17 protein-coding genes are annotated in these 18792 nt (G+C 62.9%); 6 read left to right on the forward strand and 11 right to left on the reverse strand.

The annotated features are described in order from the left end of the window. Positions 1-50: 50 nt before the first annotated feature. Positions 51-1187, reverse strand: coding sequence for a fumarylacetoacetate hydrolase family protein (locus ACU5AZ_RS08960; RefSeq protein WP_446825649.1), 1137 nt, complete (start codon positions 1185-1187; stop codon positions 51-53). Positions 1188-1479: 292 nt separating this feature from the next. Here ACU5AZ_RS08960 and ACU5AZ_RS08965 point away from each other — a divergent pair, with 292 nt between their 5' ends. Both ACU5AZ_RS08965 and ACU5AZ_RS08970 read left to right on the forward strand, forming a co-directional pair. After that, the gene (locus tag ACU5AZ_RS08965; protein WP_446825963.1) at positions 1480-3654 is read left to right on the forward strand and encodes a methyl-accepting chemotaxis protein; all 2175 of its coding nucleotides are present in this window, start codon (positions 1480-1482) and stop codon (positions 3652-3654) included. Positions 3655-3776: 122 nt separating this feature from the next. Next, complete coding sequence (locus tag ACU5AZ_RS08970; RefSeq protein WP_446825650.1) at positions 3777-6464, forward strand: bifunctional diguanylate cyclase/phosphodiesterase; 2688 nt, start codon at positions 3777-3779, stop codon at positions 6462-6464. 12 nt (positions 6465-6476) lie between these two features. Here the strand turns inward: ACU5AZ_RS08970 and ACU5AZ_RS08975 are convergent, their stop codons facing one another. From ACU5AZ_RS08975 to ACU5AZ_RS08995, 5 genes are all read right to left on the reverse strand, one after another. Next, positions 6477-7217 carry an aspartate/glutamate racemase family protein gene (locus ACU5AZ_RS08975; RefSeq protein ID WP_446825651.1) on the reverse strand — a complete coding sequence of 247 codons (741 nt, stop codon included), beginning with the start codon at positions 7215-7217 and terminating at the stop codon, positions 6477-6479. A gap of 64 nt (positions 7218-7281) precedes the next feature. Next, positions 7282-8100, reverse strand: a complete 819-nt coding sequence (locus ACU5AZ_RS08980) for an ABC transporter permease (RefSeq protein WP_446825652.1) — start codon at positions 8098-8100, stop codon at positions 7282-7284. Positions 8101-8103: 3 nt separating this feature from the next. After that, positions 8104-8994, reverse strand: coding sequence for an ABC transporter permease (locus tag ACU5AZ_RS08985; protein WP_446825964.1), 891 nt, complete (start codon positions 8992-8994; stop codon positions 8104-8106). A gap of 95 nt (positions 8995-9089) precedes the next feature. Beyond that, positions 9090-10379, reverse strand: coding sequence for an ABC transporter substrate-binding protein (locus ACU5AZ_RS08990; protein ID WP_446825653.1), 1290 nt, complete (start codon positions 10377-10379; stop codon positions 9090-9092). A gap of 29 nt (positions 10380-10408) precedes the next feature. Continuing rightward, positions 10409-11494: an ABC transporter ATP-binding protein gene (locus ACU5AZ_RS08995; RefSeq protein ID WP_446825654.1), complete on the reverse strand. Its 1086-nt coding sequence runs from the start codon at positions 11492-11494 to the stop codon at positions 10409-10411. Positions 11495-11753: 259 nt separating this feature from the next. Between ACU5AZ_RS08995 and ACU5AZ_RS09000 the strand changes: the two genes are divergently transcribed. Continuing rightward, on the forward strand, positions 11754-12458 hold the full coding sequence (locus ACU5AZ_RS09000; protein WP_446825655.1) for a GntR family transcriptional regulator: 705 nt from the start codon (positions 11754-11756) through the stop codon (positions 12456-12458). Positions 12459-12496: 38 nt separating this feature from the next. Then, positions 12497-12877, forward strand: a complete 381-nt coding sequence (locus ACU5AZ_RS09005) for a YkvA family protein (RefSeq protein WP_446825656.1) — start codon at positions 12497-12499, stop codon at positions 12875-12877. Here the strand turns inward: ACU5AZ_RS09005 and ACU5AZ_RS09010 are convergent. Continuing rightward, on the reverse strand, positions 12867-13763 hold the full coding sequence (locus ACU5AZ_RS09010) for a LysR family transcriptional regulator (protein WP_446825657.1): 897 nt from the start codon (positions 13761-13763) through the stop codon (positions 12867-12869). The two genes, ACU5AZ_RS09005 and ACU5AZ_RS09010, sit on opposite strands and share 11 nt — an antisense overlap. Before the next feature lie 113 nt (positions 13764-13876). Here ACU5AZ_RS09010 and amaB point away from each other — a divergent pair, with 113 nt between their 5' ends. After that, positions 13877-15412, forward strand: a complete 1536-nt coding sequence (amaB, locus tag ACU5AZ_RS09015) for an L-piperidine-6-carboxylate dehydrogenase (RefSeq protein WP_446825658.1) — start codon at positions 13877-13879, stop codon at positions 15410-15412. A gap of 102 nt (positions 15413-15514) precedes the next feature. On the opposite strand, the gene ACU5AZ_RS09020 is transcribed toward amaB, so the two are convergent. Further along, entirely contained in the window at positions 15515-16621 is a 1107-nt protein-coding gene (locus ACU5AZ_RS09020) for a saccharopine dehydrogenase NADP-binding domain-containing protein (RefSeq protein WP_446825659.1), read from the reverse strand. A gap of 119 nt (positions 16622-16740) precedes the next feature. On the opposite strand from ACU5AZ_RS09020, the gene ACU5AZ_RS09025 reads away from it, so the two are divergent. After that, positions 16741-17172, forward strand: a complete 432-nt coding sequence (locus ACU5AZ_RS09025) for an Lrp/AsnC family transcriptional regulator (protein WP_446825660.1) — start codon at positions 16741-16743, stop codon at positions 17170-17172. 5 nt (positions 17173-17177) lie between these two features. On the opposite strand, the gene ACU5AZ_RS09030 is transcribed toward ACU5AZ_RS09025, so the two are convergent. The 3 genes from ACU5AZ_RS09030 to ACU5AZ_RS09040 all read right to left on the reverse strand — a co-directional run bounded on the left by ACU5AZ_RS09030 (position 17178) and on the right by ACU5AZ_RS09040 (position 18790). Beyond that, entirely contained in the window at positions 17178-17513 is a 336-nt protein-coding gene (locus tag ACU5AZ_RS09030; RefSeq protein WP_446825661.1) for a hypothetical protein, read from the reverse strand. A 68-nt stretch (positions 17514-17581) separates the two neighbouring features. Then, entirely contained in the window at positions 17582-18427 is an 846-nt protein-coding gene (locus tag ACU5AZ_RS09035) for a C40 family peptidase (RefSeq protein WP_446825662.1), read from the reverse strand. Between the two features lie 15 nt (positions 18428-18442). Further along, positions 18443-18790 carry a MarR family transcriptional regulator gene (locus ACU5AZ_RS09040; protein WP_446825663.1) on the reverse strand — a complete coding sequence of 116 codons (348 nt, stop codon included), beginning with the start codon at positions 18788-18790 and terminating at the stop codon, positions 18443-18445. Positions 18791-18792 lie beyond the last annotated feature (2 nt).

Genomic DNA, 18792 nt, shown 5'->3' on the forward strand with positions numbered 1-18792 from the left:
GCCTGAAGGCGGCGTGACAACCGCCTTCAGCGCATAGCTTCTATTCGCAATCAGAGGAGCTGGCGCTTCGAAAGATTGCGCATCAGCGCCGAAACGCCGAAGGTCCACGGCTCGCATTCCGTCGACAGACGGACCCGGTTGCTGAGCGCGCCAAGGCGATCGTTGGAGATCGTCACGACGTCGTCGCCCTTGTGCGTGAAGCCCTGCCCCGGAAAATCCCGGTCCTCCACCGGCGCAAACAGCGTGCCGAGGAACAGCATGAAACCATCCGGATACTGGTGGTGACGGCCGATCGTCTGGGCGACGAGATCGAGCGGATCGCGGCTGATCTCCTTCATCGAGCTCTTGCCGTGCAGCACGTAGCCGTCCGTGCCTTCGATCAGGAGATCCAATTCCGCCTGCCGGACATCGTCGATCGTGTAAGTCTCATCGAACAGACGGATGAACGGGCCGATCGCGCAGGAGGCGTTGTTGTCCTTCGCCTTGCCGAGCAGCAGGGCCGAGCGGCCCTCGACGTCCCGCAGGTTAACGTCGTTGCCAAGCGTCGCGCCCTTGACCTCGCCGCGGCTGTTGACCGCCAGCACGATCTCCGGCTCGGGATTGTTCCACTTCGAGACGGGGTGAAGCCCCACGTCCGCGCCGTGGCCGACGGAGGACATGACCTGAGCCTTGGTGAAGACCTCAGCGTCCGGACCAATGCCGACCTCGAGGTATTGCGACCAGACGCCTTCCTCGATCAGCGCCTGCTTGACCCTCTCGGCGTCCGGCGAGCCGGCCTTCAGGTTGCGCAGGCTGTCGCCGATGATGGATGTGACCTTCTCCCGGATCTTCAGTGCGAGCGCCGCATTGCCGGCGGCACGTTCCTCGATCACGCGCTCGATCATCGAGCGGGCGAAGGTGACGCCGCAGGCCTTGACCGCCTGGAGGTCGCAGGGCGCGAGCAGCGTCAATGCCTTGCCCTGCGGCGCATCCAGCAGGTCCGTCACCGCGCAGAGCGTCTCCCCCTTCGCCGTGCGGGCGTAGGCGGCGGGATCGTCCTTCTCGAGCAGATCACGCATGGTCGGGGCATCTTTGCCGGTAATGTCGACCACCTTGCCATCACGCAGAACGACCAGAGCCGGGCCGTCGATGTCCCGACGCCAGACACGCCCCACGAAAAGTCCGGTTGTAAATTCCTGCGCCGACATGGCCTTCTCCTCATCCTGTTTCGAGGGACAGTCATAGGGTGACCACCGGCGAAACGTCAACGCCGCAGCGTGGCGCGCCAGGCCAATAGTCAATACTTACGCGATCGCTTAACCGCTTGATAAGGCATTTTGCAAATAATGCCCGGGATTTGAGGGCGTTTGGGCGCCACACTGTATTGGGGGGCCATTGGTGAAAAATCCTGTTCGAAATATTCCTCTGTTCCAATTCTCGTCGATCAAGGCCAAGTTTGCCTTGCTGGTCATTGGTGCGACACTGGTTTCATGCTTGTCCGTGGGTCTGCTGAGCTACCAGATCGGTAAGCAGGGGCTTATCGAAGCGAGCGAACTTCGCCTGGCGTCGATCGCCGGCAACCAGGCGAAGGACGTGTCCAACTATGTCGTGCGCGTCAACCAGACATTGAGCGACATAGGGCAGAACACGGCCGTCGCCGACGCGGTGGACAACATCGCCTCCATCATGTCGTCCGAGCGCGACAACATCCTCAAGACTTTTTCGCCGTCCGGCTCGACGCTTGACCAGCGCGTGAAGGAAGACGGCTCGGCGACCAAGTTGATCTACGGCATGCGCCATTCGACGATCCATAGTTCGCTGGTCGCGGCCTGGAAGAACGCCAAGGTCAGCGACATCTACGTCGTCAACCAGGAAGGCCTGATCGTCTACTCCGTCACCAAGGGTCGCGAGTTCCTGCAGAGCGTCAGCGATCCGGGCAACGAGCCGCTCGCCAAGATCATCGAGGAAGCCGGCAAGAGCACCGAGACGAAGGATTTCGTCGAGGGCTTCCAGCCCTACAAGGCCGAAGACGGTGACGTGTCGGCGTTCATCGGTCGACCGCTTGAGATTCTCTACTGGGGCAAGCCCACCCGCAAGGGATTCGTGATCATCCGCGTCTCCAGCTCCAAGCTTGCGCAGGTCGTCGAACCGGAAGGCCTTGGCTCGACCGTCGACGCCGGCTTCCTGCTGACCGGCAACGGTGAGCTGCGCGCCGGTGCGGCGAGCTTCGCCAAGGACGGCAAGGCGCCCGCAGATCTCGCTGCGGCCGCCGGCCAGTTCTCATCCGGTTCGCTGCTTGCCTCCGACGACCAGGGTTCGTTCTTCTACTCCTACCTGCCGATCTCGCTTTTCGGTGAAAACGACATGCTTGTCGTCGGCCAGGAAGAGAGCAAGGTTCTGGCCGCCTCGACCAAGCTGGCGCAGTCGGCCATCGTCGCCACGCTCGCCGTGCTTGCCATCATGGGCCTCGTCGGCGCCTTCGTCGCAGCCCGCATGACGCGTCCGCTGACCAAGCTGGCGGAATTGATGAACCGACTGAATGCCGGCGACAAGTCGATCGTCATCGAAGGCGTCGAGCGCAAGGACGAAATCGGCACCATGGCGCGCGCACTGGACTCCTTCCGCAACAGTGCGCTCGAAAAGGACGCCATGGAGATCAGCGCCGCCGAGAAGAACCGCGAAATCGAAACGGAACGCGTCCAGCGCGAAGCCGAGAAGGCGCGCAGCGCCGCCGACCTCGAGGCGGCGGTCGCAGCTCTCGCCAGCGGGTTGAAGAACCTCGCCGGCGGCAGGCTCAGCCACCGGATCAACGTTCCCTTCGTCGCCAGCCTCGACCAGCTGCGTGTGGACTTCAACCTGTCCATGCAGCAACTGGAAGAGACGATCGGCGCCATCGGCGAAAGCGTCGATACGATCAGCGGCGGTTCGGCCAGCCTGAAGACGGCTTCCGAGAGCCTCTCGCAGCGTACCGAGCGGCAGGCAGCCGCTCTCGAGCAGACGGCGGCCGCGCTTGGCAGCATCACCGAGACGCTGAAGGAAACGCGCGGACGCTGCGAACATGCTGAAGCCGTGACCACGCAGACGACGCAGCAGGCGAGTGCTTCGGCCTCGATCGTCCGCGAAGCCATCTCGGCGATGGACAAGATCGAGAGTTCCTCGCAGCAGATCCGCCAGATCATCGACGTCATCGATCAGATCGCCTTCCAGACCAACCTGCTGGCGCTCAACGCCGGGGTCGAGGCAGCACGTGCCGGTGATGCCGGCAAGGGCTTTGCCGTTGTCGCACAGGAAGTCCGCGAACTCGCACAACGTTCCGCAGCCGCCGCCAAGGACATCAACGCCCTGATCAACGGCTCCGCGACCGACGTCGAGAACGGTGTGGCGCTGGTGCTGAAGACGGGTGAAGGCCTGACCAAGATCGAAGAGGGCATCCAGGCGATCAGCGCCGAGATCAACGGGATCGTCATGGCGTCTCGTGATCAGTCCGAGCGTCTGGGCGAGATCAACTCCACCGTTGTCTCTCTCGACCAGGTCACGCAGCAGAATGCGGCGATGGTCGAGGAGACCACCGCATCGGCCCACAGCCTCGACAGCGAGAGCATCGTGCTCAGCCAGCGCATCAGCCACTTCCAGATCGGCGATGCACGGACACGCGCAGTCGGCCGGGCCGCCTGACAATTATGCCCCCGTGGCCTGGCCACGGGGGCATTTCTCACCCCGGGGAACGCAGCAAATTCTTAAACCTATTGGTGCAATACTGCCGAGTATAGTTGTGAATTAACCCGGTCCCTGGTTGAATGGCAGACAGACGAGCACATTCCCTGCGCCGCATTGCGGTGAGATTGGTCAAGGCGCCCTACCTTCCCGGGCTGCTGCTCGTCGTCGCAATCTTCAGCGCACTCTTCTATGCCGACTTCGTCCGCAAGAAGTCGGCCGAGACCATGGCGCGAACGAAGGTTCACGAGGAACTGAACCTCATCCGCAGCAAGCTGGAAGGCAAGATCAACGGCAACATCCTGCTGGCACAGGGCCTCGCGGCGGCGGTCGCGACGGAACCCGACATGCCGGGGGAGAGCTTCGACAGGCTCGCCGGCCACCTCATGCAATCGGGCACGCAGATCAGAAGCATCGCGCTGGCACCCAACCTCGTCGTCAATCATGTCTACCCGCTGAAGGGTAATGAAAAGGCCCTGGGGCTCGACTACCGGAAGAACGACGACCAGCGCTCCGCCGTCTACAGGGCCCGTGACGAGAACAGGGTGACGCTCGCCGGTCCCGTCAACCTTGTGCAAGGCGGCCAGGGGCTGCTCGTACGATATCCGGTCAACGTCACGGACCCGGATGGAAAAACGACGTTCTGGGGCGTTCTGTCCGCCGTCATCGATCTGGACAAGCTTTACCGGGAGAGCGGCCTCGACGCGGCTGCCAAGAACCTGCACATCACGGTCGGGGCCATCAACCACGACAACGGGTCGATCCGCTATTTCTACGGCAGCCGCGCCGAAGCGGGCCGGATGCCGACAGCGGCGGCAATCGATCTCGGCTATGAGCAATGGATCATGCTCGCCTCTCCGAAGGAGGGTTGGGACGTGTTACCGGAGGGGACCGCAACCTTCCGCCTCACTCTGGCACTCGTCGGCCTGCTGATCATTCTGCCGCTCCTGTGGATCGGCCGTCTGATGCGCGAACGCCACGAGAATGTCCTGGCGTTGAGGAACCGCGAGGAGCAGCTCGAAGAGCTGTCCCAGAGGCTCGGGGTCGCCCTCGAAACTTCCCAGATCGGCGTCTGGGACTATGACGTCGACGAAGACATCCTCATCTGGGATGAGCGCATGCGCGACATCTACGGCATGTCGAGAGGCCAGGTGAACAACATCTATGAGGACTGGGAGCGATCCCTGCATCCCGAGGACCTGCCGATCGCAAAAGCCACATTCGCGGAAACCATCGCCACCGGACGCAAATACATCACCCAGTTCCGGATCATCACGGAAACGGGGGAAGTCCGGCATATCCGCGCCTACGGCACGGCTTACCGGGACCGCCGGGGTCATTACAAGATCGTCGGAGTGAACTGGAACGTCACCGAGGATATACGCCTCCAGGACGAGTTGAAGGCAGCCAAGAAGAAGGCGGATGAGCAGAACCGCGAGCTGGAAATCGCCCGCAAGCGGATGGAATACAATTCACTGCACGATGCGCTGACCGGGCTGCCGAACCGGCGCTTCCTCGACCAGATTCTCGCCGAACGCGATGCCGGAGCGAAAGCGCCGGGCATGACCCTGCTGCATATCGACCTCGACCGGTTCAAGGACATCAACGATACGCTCGGGCACGGCGCCGGAGACCGTATTCTCAAGCACACCGCCGACACCCTGCTGGCCAATGTCGGCGTCACCGAATTCGTGGCACGCATCGGCGGCGACGAATTCGTCGTGATCACGGGCGGCAATGGCGGCCCGGAGGACAGCAGCCAGCTCGCCGAGAAACTGATCGAAGGCATCAGCCGGCCCGTCGACTACAACGGGCACGAATGCCGGGTCGGCGCCAGCATCGGCGTCGCGTCCCGCACCGATTTTTCGGAGAAGGCCGACGACCTGCTGATCAATGCGGACATCGCCCTCTACGAAGCCAAGCGCCGCGGCCGCAACCGGGTGGAATTCTTCTCCGATGAGCTTCGGGCGGTCGCTGTCTCGAACAAGCGCACGGCCGACGAAATCCTTCGCGGCCTGGAACACGGAGAATTCATCCCGTATTTCCAGCCGCAGTTCGATGCGCGGACGCTCGAAATCGCCGGCGTCGAGGCGCTCGCCCGCTGGGAGCATCCGGAAAAGGGCATGCTGCCCCCGTCCGCCTTTCTGCCGATCGCCGAAGCGCTCAACAACGTCGCCCAGATCGACGCGAGCATCCTGCACCAGGCGCTGTTCCAGTATCACCGCTGGCAGGCGGCCGGACTTGCCATACCGCAGGTGTCGGTCAACATCTCCGCCCAGCGTCTGCTGGACGACGGCCTGATCGAAAAGCTGCGCGAGATCGCTCCGGCGCCCGGCTCGCTGTCGTTCGAACTCCTGGAATCGATCTCGTTCGATGACGAGGACGACATGCTGCTGAGCCGGATAAAAGCCATCAAGGAGCTGGGGATCGCCATCGAGCTCGATGATTTCGGCACCGGCTATGCGTCGATCATCAGCCTCATCAACCTGTCGCCGCGCCGGCTGAAGATCGACCGGCAACTGATCAAGCCGGTACTGTCCGGCGAGTCACAGAAGCAACTGGTGCGGTCGATCATCGACATAGGCCGGTCGCGGGGCATCGAAAGCGTCGCCGAAGGCATCGAGACGATGGAGCATGCCTCTCTGCTGCGCGACCTCGGCTGCGATCTCCTGCAGGGCTTCGCGCTGGCGCGGCCGATGAGTGCCGACCAGTTTCTGGCCTTCGCCAAGGCATACAAGCCGGCGACATCGCGGCGGCGAAGAAGCGCCTGAGAAAAGCCTTCCCTAGCGGACGGCGGACGGCCCGAAGCTCTCCAGCAGTCCGGTGTAGGGCTTCGATATCGGAAACGAATAGGCTCCGCGCTTGGCCGTTCTGAGCCCAAGCGTCACCAGCGCTTCCGCCTGCTTGACGGCGGCACCGACGCCATCGATGACCGGCAGCCCGTATTTCTCCTGAAGCTCGGCGGCCATCTCGGCCATGCCTGCGCAACCAAGCACGATCGCCTCGGACCTGTCCTCGTCGATGGAACGGCGGATCTCCGCCTCGAGCCGCGCCCGCGCGCCGGACTGCGGATCTTCAAGCGACAGCACCGGTATGTCGGCCGCCCTCACCCGCGCCCGGCCCGCCATGCCGTAGCGCTGGACGAGATGCTCCAACGGGTCGAGCGAGATTGCCATGGTGGTGACGACGCCGATACGGCGGGCGATGAAGGATGCGGCGGCAAGGCCCGCCTCGCAGATGCCGATGACGGGGATGGTGGCCATGGCGCGAGCGGCGTCGAGGCCGGTGTCGTCGAAGCAAGCGATGACGGCCGCATCCGCTCCGGCTTTTTCACCCGCCGCGATTTCCGCGAGCAGGCCCGGAACCGCGAACGCCTCGTCGTAGTAGCCCTCGATCGAGACCGGGCCCATGGCCGAGGTCACGGCGGAGATCTGCGTGCCCGGGGCCGCGACGCGCACCGCCGCCGAAGCGATGGTCTCCGTCATGCTGGCGGTGGTGTTGGGGTTCACGACGAGAATGCGCATGGAAGGTCCGTCAGTTCGCCGACCCAGGTCGACGGTGCATTGCAGGGAAACAGTTGACCGGAGGTCACGCCCGCGCGCGCTTCCGCCCAAGATAGACGATCACCGCGAGCGTCGTACCGATGACCGCGAAGGAGAACAGCGTGGTCACGGTGCCGAGCGCATAGAGCACCGGCGTCGTTACGTTGGTGGTCATGCCGTAGATCTCGAGCGGCAAGGTGTTGTAGCTGCCGGCCGTCAGCAGCGTGCGGGCAAACTCGTCATAGGAAAGCGAGAAGCCGAACAGGCCGACGCCGACGAGGCTCGGCGCGATCATCGGCAACAGCACGTTCGAGAAGGTCTGCCAGGGAGAGGCGCCGAGATCGCGGGCCGCTTCTTCGTAGGACGGCGAGAAGCGGTTGAAGACCGCAAACATGATGAGAACGCCGAAGGGCAGCGTCCAGGTGAGGTGCGCCCCGAAGGCCGAGGAATACCAGAACGGCTTGAAGCCGAATTGCTGGAACATCACGCCGATACCAAGGCTGACGATGATCGACGGCACCACGAGGCTGGCGATGGCGAGATAGAAGAGCGCGGTCGAGCCGACGAAACGCCTGCGGAATGCAAGCCCCGCCAGAAGCGAGACGATGACCGTAACGGCCATGACCAAAAGGCCGAGGGTGACTGAGCGGGTGATCGAGCCAGCGAAGTCGCCGACGGCCTGCTTTTCGAACAGGTTGGCGAACCAGCGCACCGACCAGCTGTTCATCGGAAAAGTCAGGCCGCCATTCGGGCCCTGGAAGGACAGGATGAAGATCGCCGACATCGGCCCGTAGAGGAACAGGACGAAGATCGCGAAGAAGATGGCGAGGACATAGAAGCCGGTGCCGCGCTTTTCGTGGTGCATGGTTCAGAGCTCCTTCCTGATGTCGACAATCCGCAGGATGCCGGAAACGATGATCAGAACCGCAAGCAGCAGCACCACGGCATTGGCGGCGGCGGCCGGATATTGCAGGAGCGACATCTGGTTCTTCATCATCAGCGCGACCGATGCGCTCTGGCCGCCGGACATGACCTGCACGGTGGTGAAATCGGCCATCACCAGCGTGACGACGAAGATCGTGCCGATCGCCATGCCGGGCTTGGCCAGCGGAATGATGACGTTCCAGAGCGTCTGCCAGCCCGTCGCACCGGCATCCTTGGCGGCCTCCACCAGCGAGCGGTCGATGCGCATCAGCGTGTTGAAGATCGGCGTGACCATGAACAGCGTGTAGAGATGGACCATGGCGAGCACCACGGCGAAATCCGAGTAGAGCAGCCATTCGACCGGTGAGGAGACAAGTCCGGCCTTCTGCAGGCCCATGTTGACGAGCCCGTTGCGCCCGAGCACCGGAATCCAGGAAATCATGCGGATGATGTTCGACGTCAGGAACGGAACGGTGCAGACGAGGAAGAGGATCGTCTGCATGGCCGCGCTTCTGACATGGAAGGCGAGGAAATAGGCAACCCAGAAGCCGATCACGAGGGTGAGCGCCCAGACGATCGCTGCATATTTCAGGGTGTTGAGGTAGGTCTTCCAGGTGACCCAGGAAAACAGCACATCCTCGTAATTGGTCCAGAGGAAATCGGGATAGATACCGGCGAAGTCGTAGTCCCAGAAGCTGACGGCAATGATCAGCACGATCGGCAGCAGGAAGAAGAAGCCGAGGATCAGCGTCAGCGGCGTGGCCTGGAGATAGGAGGCGGCGCCACCGGCCATTCGCGAGGCGAGGCTGGTCTTCACGCGCTTCATCGGCATCATGTCATCTGTGGCAGCGGTGCTCACGGGTGCCGTCTCCTATGACCGGGCTTTGGATGGCGCCCCTCCCCCGCAGATCGAGGGAGGGGCAGTCGTTATCAGGCTGCGATGAACTCGTTCCAGCGCTTGACCATGTAGCGGTCCTCGTCCATCACCGAGTTCCAGCAGGCGACGTGGCCCATGCGCTCCATGAACGAGCCGCCGTCGCGAACGGCACCGGCCTTCTCCATGACCTTGCCTTCCGGCGACAGGATATCGCCCTCGGCCGGCTTGCCTTCGATCCAGTAGCCCCATTCGTCGGCGGACATGTATTCCTTGGCGGTGTCCATGCAGGCCGAGTAGTAGCCCTGGCGGTTGAGGTAGCCGCCGACCCAGCCGGACGTGTACCAGTTGATGTATTCGTAGGCTGCGTCGAGCTCGGCGCCGGAAAGGTGCGAGGCAAGGCCAAGACCGCCACCCCACGAACGATAGCCTTCCTTGAGCGGCTGATACTTGCAGGCGATGCCCTTGGAGCGGACGGCGGCGACGGCCGGCGACCACATGGACTGGATTACGACTTCGCCGGAGGCCATCAGGTTGACGGACTCGTCGAAGGACTTCCAGAAGGCGCGGAACTGGCCGTCCTGCTTGGCCTTGATGAGGAAGTCGATCGTCTTGTCGATCTCTTCCTTGGTCATGTTGCCCTTGTCGGCATACTTGATGTTGCCCATGGCTTCCATGATCATCGCCGCATCCATGATGCCGATCGACGGAATGTTGAGGATCGAGGTCTTGCCCTTGAAGGCCGGATCCATGATGTCGGCCCAGGTGGTGATCTCACGGCCGACGAGGTCGGGACGGATGCCGAGCGTATCGGCGTTGTAGATCGTCGGGACCATCGTGAACCAGCCGGTTTCGCCGGCAGCGAACGTCTTGTCGCCGGGCTTTTCGACGAAGCCGACGGTATGCGGCGCGGTGCCCTGGGCAATGACGCTGTCGGGCGTCAGCTTACCGGTTTTGAAGAGCGGCACGATCTTGTCATAGTATTTCAGCTTGGAGGTATCCATCGGCTGGATGGCGCCCGACGGGTAGACCTTCTTCAGGATCCAGTATTCGATGTCGGCGATGTCATAGCTGTCCGGCTGGGTGACCGTACGCTGCGCGGCGGCGTCGGAGTCGAGCGCGGTCATTTCGAGCGTGATTCCGAGGTCTTCCTTGCACTTCTCGGCGATGGCGTTGATGTTGGAAACGCCCGTGCCGATCTGGCGCAGCGTGATCGGGTTCTTCGCCCAGATGGTCGGGAAGCCGGTGATGACGCCGGTGCCGGCGGCAAGACCGGCCGCTGCGGCGCCCGTCTTGAGGATGTCGCGGCGCGTCAGCCCCTTCTTCTCTGTCTTCGTCTCGCTCATAGCTGTTCTCCTGGTGGTTTTGTTGACGGTCATTTATCGATCCGACCGAGGACGACCACATCCCCGGCGTCCCAAGCGAGCGCCACGGCGTCTCCGACCTTGACCGGCCGGGCAAAAAACTCCGTGTCCCCCACAATCGCAGTGAAATCCGTGATCCCTGCACCGTCCGCGGTCAGCTTCACGGAGGAGCCGCGATATTCGACATTGGTGATCGTGCCGGAGAAGCCGAGACCCGGCGCCGTCGGCTCGCCGAGGCGCACGCGGTCCGTGCGCACAGCGATGTCGACGGGTTCACCGGGATCGCGCGGGCCGTCGATGGCCGTGAAGACGGCATCCTCGACCGCGACCGACAGGAAGTTGCCGTCATGGCCGGCCGCCTTGCCGGAGATCACGTTGTGGTCGCCCATGAAGCGGGCGACGAATGCGGTTGCCGGACGCTCGAAGACCGTGCGCGGCGACGCGGCCTGCTCAATGCGGCCGTCGTTCATGACCACGATCAGGTCGGCCAGCGCCAGGGCTTCCTCCTGGCTGTGCGTGACATGAACGAAGGTGATGCCGAGCGAGGTCTGCAGCTTTTTCAGCTCGGCGCGCATGTGCACCTTCAGGAAGGGATCGAGTGCCGACAGCGGCTCATCGAGGAGCAGCGCTTCCGGATCGGTGATCAGCGCGCGGGCAAGCGCCACGCGCTGCTGCTGGCCACCCGAAAGCTGGGTGGGCTTGCGCGTCGCATAACGCTCCATCTGCATGAGCTTCAGCATTTCCAGCGCCTTGGCACGCCGCTCCTCGCGGGCAACACCCTTCATCTTCAGGCTGAAGGCGACATTGTCGATGAGATCGAGATGCGGGAAGAGCGCATAGGACTGGAACATCATCGCCGTGCCGCGGCGCGCCGGCGGCAGGTCGGACACGTTCTTGTTGCCGAGGATCACGTCGCCCTCGGTGATGCTCTCGTGCCCGGCGACCATGCGCAGCGTCGTCGTCTTGCCGCACCCCGACGGGCCGAGCAGGCAGCAATAGGTGCCGGCCGGAATTTTGAGGTTGATGCCGTGGACGGCGGTCGTTGCGCCGTATTTTTTGACGACAGATACGATTTCGATTTCTGCAGCTTTGCTCATGCGGCGCCCCTTCGCTTGCCAAATGAGAAATGCATTTCGCGTGCCAGACTCAAGAAGCCTCTGATATCATGGAGGTTTCTGGCACACGCTGCCTGCTCACAAAATTGACAAATGTCGCATTGCACAAAATTTAACCTATTGTCTCCGATGCAATGTCAAAATTGTATGCAATCTGATGGCACTTTTTCAGACACTCGCCATTTGCATGAAAAGCGGTTCGGGATTAAATGAAGTCATCGAAATGCGGTGAATTCCTTCCATGACTGACGCAGCCTATTCCATCGACGCACCGGCAGAGGACCGGGCCCAGGCCATTCGCGACGCGCTTCGCGATGCGATCGTTGATCGCCGCCTGGTGCCCGGCACGAAGCTCTCCGAGGCGGAGGTGGGAACGCTGTTCGACGCGAGCCGCACGGTCGTGCGCTCGGCCCTGCAGATGCTGGCCTTCGAAGGCCTGGTCAAAACCGAGCGCAACCGCGGGGCGTTCATTTCCAATCCGACGCCGGAGGAAGCGAGGCAGGTCTTTGCATCGAGGCGGCTGATCGAACCCGGCATCGCCACTGCCGCCGCCGAGCGGATCAAGGCCACCGACATCGCCCGCTTCCGCAAGCAGCTGGATGAGGAATCGCGCTTCATGAACGCCCGCGGGCCGCAGGCGCGGCGCGGGGAGATCAAGGCGTCCGGCGACTTTCACCTGATGCTGGCGGAAGTCGCCGGCAACCAGATCCTGCAGCGTTTCATGGACGAGCTCGTCGCCCGCTCCTCGCTGGTCATCGCGCTCTACGGGCGTACCGGTATTTCGAGCTGCGGCCACAGCGAACACACCGGCATTCTCGACTCCCTGGAAAAAGGCGACGCCAAGCGCGCCGCCGACCTCATGCTGCACCACATCGACCATATCGAGGCCGATCTCGACTACCGCATGCGTGAAGGCCTGGCGCTGAAGGACGCGCTGGACCTGTAGGCCGGACAGGCGTTCTGGCCGCTTGGGGAGGAGCGGGCATGGCATGGAACCTGCGCAACTGGGCGCGCGCCATGAAACGCGACGTCTCGGCACTCTACCGCGCCAGCCGTGATCCACGTGTCCCCTGGCACGCGAAGGCGCTGGCCGTCATCATAGTCGGCTATGCGCTGTCACCGATCGATCTCATTCCGGATTTCGTTCCCGTCATCGGCTATCTCGACGACATCATCCTGGTTCCGCTCGGCATATGGGTCGTGATCAAGCTCATTCCGCCGGAGATCATGGCTGAGCACCGCCGGCTGACATCCGCAGAGCGGCCGGCCAGCAAAGCGGCCGCAGCCGTCATCATCACCATCTGGATCGCGGTCTTTGCGGTCGCCGCCATCTGGCTCGCCCGGTGGCTGCGCCCTACTCCCTGACCTGCGACGAGATCCAGACGCGGAAGGCTTCGGCCAGCGGATTTTCGCGCTTTCCCTCCGGTACGACGACATAGTAGCTGTTTTCGGTCGTCAGCGGCTGCTCGAACAGGATCGCCAGCCGGCCATCGGCAAGCTCCTGTTCGATCAGGTAGCGCGGCAGGAGGGCGGCGCCGAGCCCGGCAATGGCCGCCTCGATCTGCATGGAAAACTGCCCGAAGCGATGACCGCTGAAGGCGCCGGCCGTTTCCAGTCCCTGTTCGTCGAACCACTCCGCCCAGAGCTTCGGTCGTGCAGTCAGGTGCAGGAGCGGAACATCAGCGAGGTCGGCGGACGTCAGTCCTGCCATGCGCGCTTTCAGCGCCGGACAGGCGACCGGCAAGATGACTTCGCGACACAGATAGTGGCAGACGGCCTTGGCCCAGACCGGCTGGCCGTAATGGATCGCCAGATCGAAGTTTTCCTCGTCGAAATCGAAAGGCTCGGAGCGAGAGGCGAGTTCGAGCGTCGTTCCCGGATGGCCTTCGAGAAAACCCGGCAGCCGCGGCGTCAGCCAACGGCTTGCAAATGTCGGTAGTGTGGCGATCGAAAGGTTTTGCTGGCCGGCGCGCGAGGCCATCGCCTTCAGCACCATGGCCTCCGTGCGATTGAGAAGATTGCGCACTTCCGGCAGCAGCGCATGCCCCTGCTCCGACAGGACGACGCGCTGGCGCACACGCTCGAACAGGGTGAGACCGAGACGGACCTCCAGTTCCTTGATCTGGCGGCTGACGGCGCTCTGTGTCAGGTTGAGCTCGCGCGCCGCCTGGGTGAAGCCGCCATGCCTGGCGGCGCATTCGAACGCCTGCAGCGTCGCCATGTCCGGCATCTGCCGTCTGTTGAGCTTCATGACCATAACGCATCACCTGAACTGCGAATTTTGCAATATTACCCCGATGAATTTCATTATAATGCTGAAACGGAATTAACTTACAAGCGACCCCATTCGCGATAGAGGTGCCCATGACCAATGCAGCTTCAAAAATCAACGTGCCCAAGGAAGCGGCGGCCCTGCTGGAAAAGCTGGGCGTCGATGCGGCGCTCTATACCGGCGGCAGCATGGCGTCGCATTCGCCGGTGACTGGCGAACAGATCGCTGCGCTTACCCCGCACACGCCGGAAGCTGCGGCAAAGATCATCGAGAAGGCCGATGCCGCGTTCCGCATCTGGCGCAACGTGCCGGCGCCGAAGCGCGGCGAACTGATCCGCCTGCTCGGTGAGGAACTGCGGGCCGCAAAGTCGGATCTCGGCCGGCTGGTATCGATCGAGGCCGGCAAGATCGCCTCCGAAGGCCTCGGCGAGGTGCAGGAGATGATCGACATCTGCGATTTCGCCGTCGGCCTCTCCCGTCAGCTCTACGGCCTGACGATCGCCACCGAGCGGCCGGGCCACCGGATGATGGAAACCTGGCATCCGCTGGGCGTCGTCGGCATCATCTCCGCTTTCAATTTCCCGGTCGCCGTCTGGTCGTGGAATGCGGCGCTGGCACTCGTCTGCGGCAATGCGATCGTCTGGAAACCATCGGAAAAGACACCGCTGACGGCACTTGCATCGCAGGCTATCCTCGAGCGCGCCATCGCCCGCTTCGGCGACGCGCCGGAAGGCTTGTCCTCCGTGCTGATCGGCGATCGCGCCATCGGCGAAGTTCTGGTCGACGACCGCAAGGTCGCGCTCGTCTCGGCGACCGGCTCGACCCGTATGGGCCGCGAAGTCGGCCCCCGCCTCGCCAGGCGCTTCGCCCGTTCCATCCTCGAACTCGGCGGCAACAATGCCGGCATCGTCTGCCCGTCCGCCGACCTCGACATGGCCCTGCGTGCCATCGCCTTCGGCGCCATGGGCACGGCCGGCCAGCGCTGCACGACGCTCAGGCGCCTGTTCGTCCATGACAGCGTCTACGATGCGCTCGTGCCGCGGCTGAAGAAGGCATATGAAAGCGTATCGGTCGGCAACCCGCTGGAAACATCGGCGCTGGTCGGCCCGCTGGTCGACAAGGCCGCCTTCGATGCCATGCAGAAGGCGATCGACACGGCAAAGGCCGCGGGCGGCACGGTGACCGGCGGCCACCGCGTCGATGACGCCGGCAGCGCGCAGGCCTATTATGTGAAGCCGGCGCTCATTGAAATGCCGGCGCAGGTTTCGCCCGTTACCGAAGAGACCTTCGCGCCGATCCTCTACGTGATGAAATACAGCGATTTCGACGAGGCGCTTGCGCTTCACAACGACGTCGCGGCCGGCCTCTCCTCCTCGATCTTCACGCTCGACATGCAGGAAGCCGAGCGCTTCCTGTCGGCGGAAGGCTCCGATTGCGGCATCGCCAACGTCAATATCGGCACGTCGGGTGCGGAAATCGGCGGCGCGTTCGGCGGTGAAAAGGAGACGGGCGGCGGCCGCGAATCCGGTTCAGACGCCTGGAAGGCCTACATGCGCCGGGCGACCAACACGGTCAATTATTCCAAGGCCCTGCCGCTTGCGCAGGGTGTGTCCTTCGATATCGATTGATCCGAAAGAGCCGACCGCCCTCTGGGGCGGGCATTCCTTGAGAGCAAGAATACTGAGACGGGGCCGCATGGCCCCGTTTTCATGTCAGGTCTTTGATCGCCACTATCCGGCAATGCGATGGGTCTTGCTTCGGTCTTCGTAATACTGCCCGAACCGGTTCTCCAGAAACGCCTCAAGGCTGATTTCTTCCTGGCGGATGAAACCGGCCTGGCGCGGCAGCTTGCCTTCGAACATCATGTCGAGCACGGCGCAGATGCTGGCGGCCGTGGTGATCTGGATGGCACTCGTCATCCGGCCCGCGACGACGCCGCTATAGACCTTGTTGGCATAGGTTTCCTGGACAAGGCGTCCGTCCTTGCGACCCGAGACGGTAACGAAGATGATCACGACATCCTGCGTCGTGGTCGGCAGCGCGTTTTCGAAGATATCCTTCAGCACCTCGCGGCGGTGGCGCAGGCCGAGATCATTGAGCAATGCCTTCATGATCGCGGCATGGCCGGGATAGCGGATCGTGCGGTAGTTGAGGGTGCGCACCTTGCCCTTCAGCGTCTCGCAGAGCGTCCCGAGGCCGCCGGATGTGTTGAAGGCCTCATAGGTCACACCGTCGAGCGAGAATTCCTCGCGTTCTTCCAGCGCCGGCACTTCCGTCAGCACGCCCTCGACGATCGCCTCGCAGGGCTCGATATATTCGTTGATGACGCCGTCGGTGCTCCAGGTCAGATTGTAGTTGAGCGCATTCGACGGATATTGCGGCAGGGCGCCGACACGCATGCGCACCGACTCCAGCGTATCGAAGCGGCTGGCAAGATCATGCGCCACGATCGAGATGAAGCCCGGCGCAAGGCCGCACTGGGGAATGAAGGCGGTCGTCGCGCCGGCCGCGATTTCCTTCACGCGGCGGGTGGAATCAACGTCCTCGGTCAGGTCGAGATAGTGAACGCCGGCGCTGGCCGCGGCTTCGGCGATGGCAACCGTCAGGTGGAAGGGGGCGGCGCTGAGGACGGCGAACTTGCCGGATAGCAAGGCTTCAAGGCTCGCGCGGTCGGCGATATCGACAACCTCTGTCGAGACGGCAGGATGTGCTTCGATGGCGGCGAGCTGATCTTCCGCACGATCCGCGACGACTACCCGATAGTCGCCGCTATGGGCGAGCAGGCGGGCGATGGTCGAGCCGATCTTTCCGGCGCCGATAACGACGATATCCTTCATTGCGAATCCCCTTCTGGATCTATTTCCATCAGGATCGCTCCGAGGGAGATCGATTTGTAGCTACCAAACGAGGAAATTGACCGCTACAATTGGCCAAATTGACGAAGGAATTCATCAGAATGACGACAAGCGACAAGGACAGGGCCTTGCTGGATCTTCTGGGCGAAAACGCCAGGATGCCAGTGGCGACCATTGCCCGCCGGCTGGGCCTGTCGCGCACCACCGTCCAGGCGCGGATCGAAAAGCTCGAGCGCGACGGCGTTATCGCCGGCTACGGGGTCCGGCTGTCGTCCGCCTATGAAAGCGGGCTGGTCAAGGCCCATGTGCTGATCACGATCGCACCGAAATCACTCGGCCGGGTCACGGCTGACCTCTCCGCCATCGGCGAAGTCAAGGCGCTGCATTCTGTGAGCGGCAGTTTCGACCTGATCGCGATCGTCGCGTCCACCTCGATCGGCGCCCTTGATCACATCATCGATGCGATCGGTGAGATCGAGGGCGTTGAACGGACACTCTCCTCGATCATCCTGTCGACCAGGATCGATCGCTGAGGGCGTCAGTCCGAGCGCTTGGTGGAAGGATACGGCGTGCGGGTGCTCTCGACGGAATAGACGCCGTTGCTGCAGCGATACACAAGCCGCGGCAGCGACCTATTGTTCCGCAGCAGATTGCCGTCATCGTCGTCATAGCGATGGAAGCGGAACTGGCGTGTCGCCGTCTCGCACCTGAACTTCGCGCTCGTGTCGGTGCTGGTGCCGAAGGTCTCCACGCCGGGCAGATCCTTGTAGGGATACTGGCCCTTGAGCTTCGAAAAATCGAGCTCGGTGGCAGACGCCGACGCGGCAGCGGCCAGCATGAGTACACCGGAGATGGCAATGACGATCTTCAACATTCTTCCTCGGCCTCAAGCGGCTAACACACCCAATATAGGTCGCTCGAGCCGCCGCCGCAAAGGATCACTCAATAAAAACGGCGGTAGGCCGTCGGCTGGCCATAGAGCGGCTCGATGCGGGCGACCGCGTCGGACAGCGGCTCGCGGGTGACCTGCATCGTATGGCCGTTGGCATGCAGCAGGCTCTCGGCATCCTCCATGAAGCCGACATGGCCTTTCCAGAAGACGAGATCGCCGCGTCTCAAATCATTGCGGGTGATGGTCGTGCCGAAGGCGGCCTGCATGTCGCTGTCGCGCGGCGCATTGCGCCCGCTCATCTGCATGGACAGCTGGACAAGCGCCGAGCAATCGATGCCCAGACCGCTACGGCCGCCCCAGAGATAGGGGGTTTGCAGGAAAAGACCGGCAATCGTCACCGGATCATCATCGAGACTGTCGCCGACCGGTCGGCAATGGAAGCCGATGACGGCGGTTCCGTCGGCAAGCAGGAGATAACGTGTGTTGCGCGTCTCGGCCTCACCGACAACCGCGATCCGGCTTCCCATGGATAGCGTCGCGACGATCGGGAAGCGCAGGTCCGGGCCGGGATAGAGGAAGGTGCGCGGCACGCTTACCACATGCGTTGGCGCCGGCGCATCCTCTGCCACGGCCTCCGCCGGAACATAGCCGACATAGCCGTCGACGGCCGACTGCACCCAGGCCCAGCCGTCAGCCCTGTCAAACACCGTGATCGCTTCGCCCATCAGGAACTGGGTATCGATCCCGACCGCAAGATCCGGCTTCGGACGGACATCGACAACCGGCACCATAACGATGCCCGCCTCGCCCTCGACATAGCGTTCCGCTTCAACCTCACCCTTCAGGCGGATGTCGGCAAGATCGGGCCGGAAGGCATGAAGACGTCGGTCGAGCATCGTGGTCTCCTGTCGTCAATCCAGTTTGCGGGCCTGATCGATGATCAGATCGCCGAGTTTTTCGAGATAGAGCGCGCCGGCGACGGTGCGTTTGATGATGACGTTGCGGCGGTCGCGTTCGTCACGCACCCGATCGATGAGCTTCATGGCGCCCATCGTATCAAGTGCCCTCGTGATGACCGGCTTGCTGACGTTCAGCGTCGCGGCCAGACCGCGCACCGTGTGCGGTGGTGGCACGAGGTAGACATGCAGAAGGATCGCCATCTGGCGGAGCGTCAGGTCCGGGTTTTCAAGCCGCACCTGCTCCAGGCTCACGCCATGCATGAGGCCCAGCGCCTGACTGGCGGTCAATTCGACGGACACGG

It is taken from the genome of Rhizobium sp. PAMB 3182 (assembly GCF_052908355.1).

Excerpts from the sequence above, each read along its gene's own strand:
- ACU5AZ_RS09035 (WP_446825662.1), bottom strand. The coding sequence starts at position 18,427 with ATGCTCGACCGACGTCTTCATGCCTTCCGGCCCGATCTTGCCGACATC.
- ACU5AZ_RS08980 (WP_446825652.1), bottom strand. The coding sequence starts at position 8,100 with ATGCACCACGAAAAGCGCGGCACCGGCTTCTATGTCCTCGCCATCTTC.
- ACU5AZ_RS08975 (WP_446825651.1), bottom strand. The coding sequence starts at position 7,217 with ATGCGCATTCTCGTCGTGAACCCCAACACCACCGCCAGCATGACGGAG.
- ACU5AZ_RS09005 (WP_446825656.1), top strand. The coding sequence starts at position 12,497 with ATGGCATGGAACCTGCGCAACTGGGCGCGCGCCATGAAACGCGACGTC.
- ACU5AZ_RS08960 (WP_446825649.1), bottom strand. The coding sequence starts at position 1,187 with ATGTCGGCGCAGGAATTTACAACCGGACTTTTCGTGGGGCGTGTCTGG.
- ACU5AZ_RS08985 (WP_446825964.1), bottom strand. The coding sequence starts at position 8,994 with ATGATGCCGATGAAGCGCGTGAAGACCAGCCTCGCCTCGCGAATGGCC.
- ACU5AZ_RS09030 (WP_446825661.1), bottom strand. The coding sequence starts at position 17,513 with ATGTTGAAGATCGTCATTGCCATCTCCGGTGTACTCATGCTGGCCGCT.
- ACU5AZ_RS08995 (WP_446825654.1), bottom strand. The coding sequence starts at position 11,494 with ATGAGCAAAGCTGCAGAAATCGAAATCGTATCTGTCGTCAAAAAATAC.
- ACU5AZ_RS08970 (WP_446825650.1), top strand. The coding sequence starts at position 3,777 with ATGGCAGACAGACGAGCACATTCCCTGCGCCGCATTGCGGTGAGATTG.
- amaB (WP_446825658.1), top strand. The coding sequence starts at position 13,877 with ATGACCAATGCAGCTTCAAAAATCAACGTGCCCAAGGAAGCGGCGGCC.
- ACU5AZ_RS09010 (WP_446825657.1), bottom strand. The coding sequence starts at position 13,763 with ATGAAGCTCAACAGACGGCAGATGCCGGACATGGCGACGCTGCAGGCG.
- ACU5AZ_RS09000 (WP_446825655.1), top strand. The coding sequence starts at position 11,754 with ATGACTGACGCAGCCTATTCCATCGACGCACCGGCAGAGGACCGGGCC.
- ACU5AZ_RS09020 (WP_446825659.1), bottom strand. The coding sequence starts at position 16,621 with ATGAAGGATATCGTCGTTATCGGCGCCGGAAAGATCGGCTCGACCATC.
- ACU5AZ_RS09025 (WP_446825660.1), top strand. The coding sequence starts at position 16,741 with ATGACGACAAGCGACAAGGACAGGGCCTTGCTGGATCTTCTGGGCGAA.
- ACU5AZ_RS08990 (WP_446825653.1), bottom strand. The coding sequence starts at position 10,379 with ATGAGCGAGACGAAGACAGAGAAGAAGGGGCTGACGCGCCGCGACATC.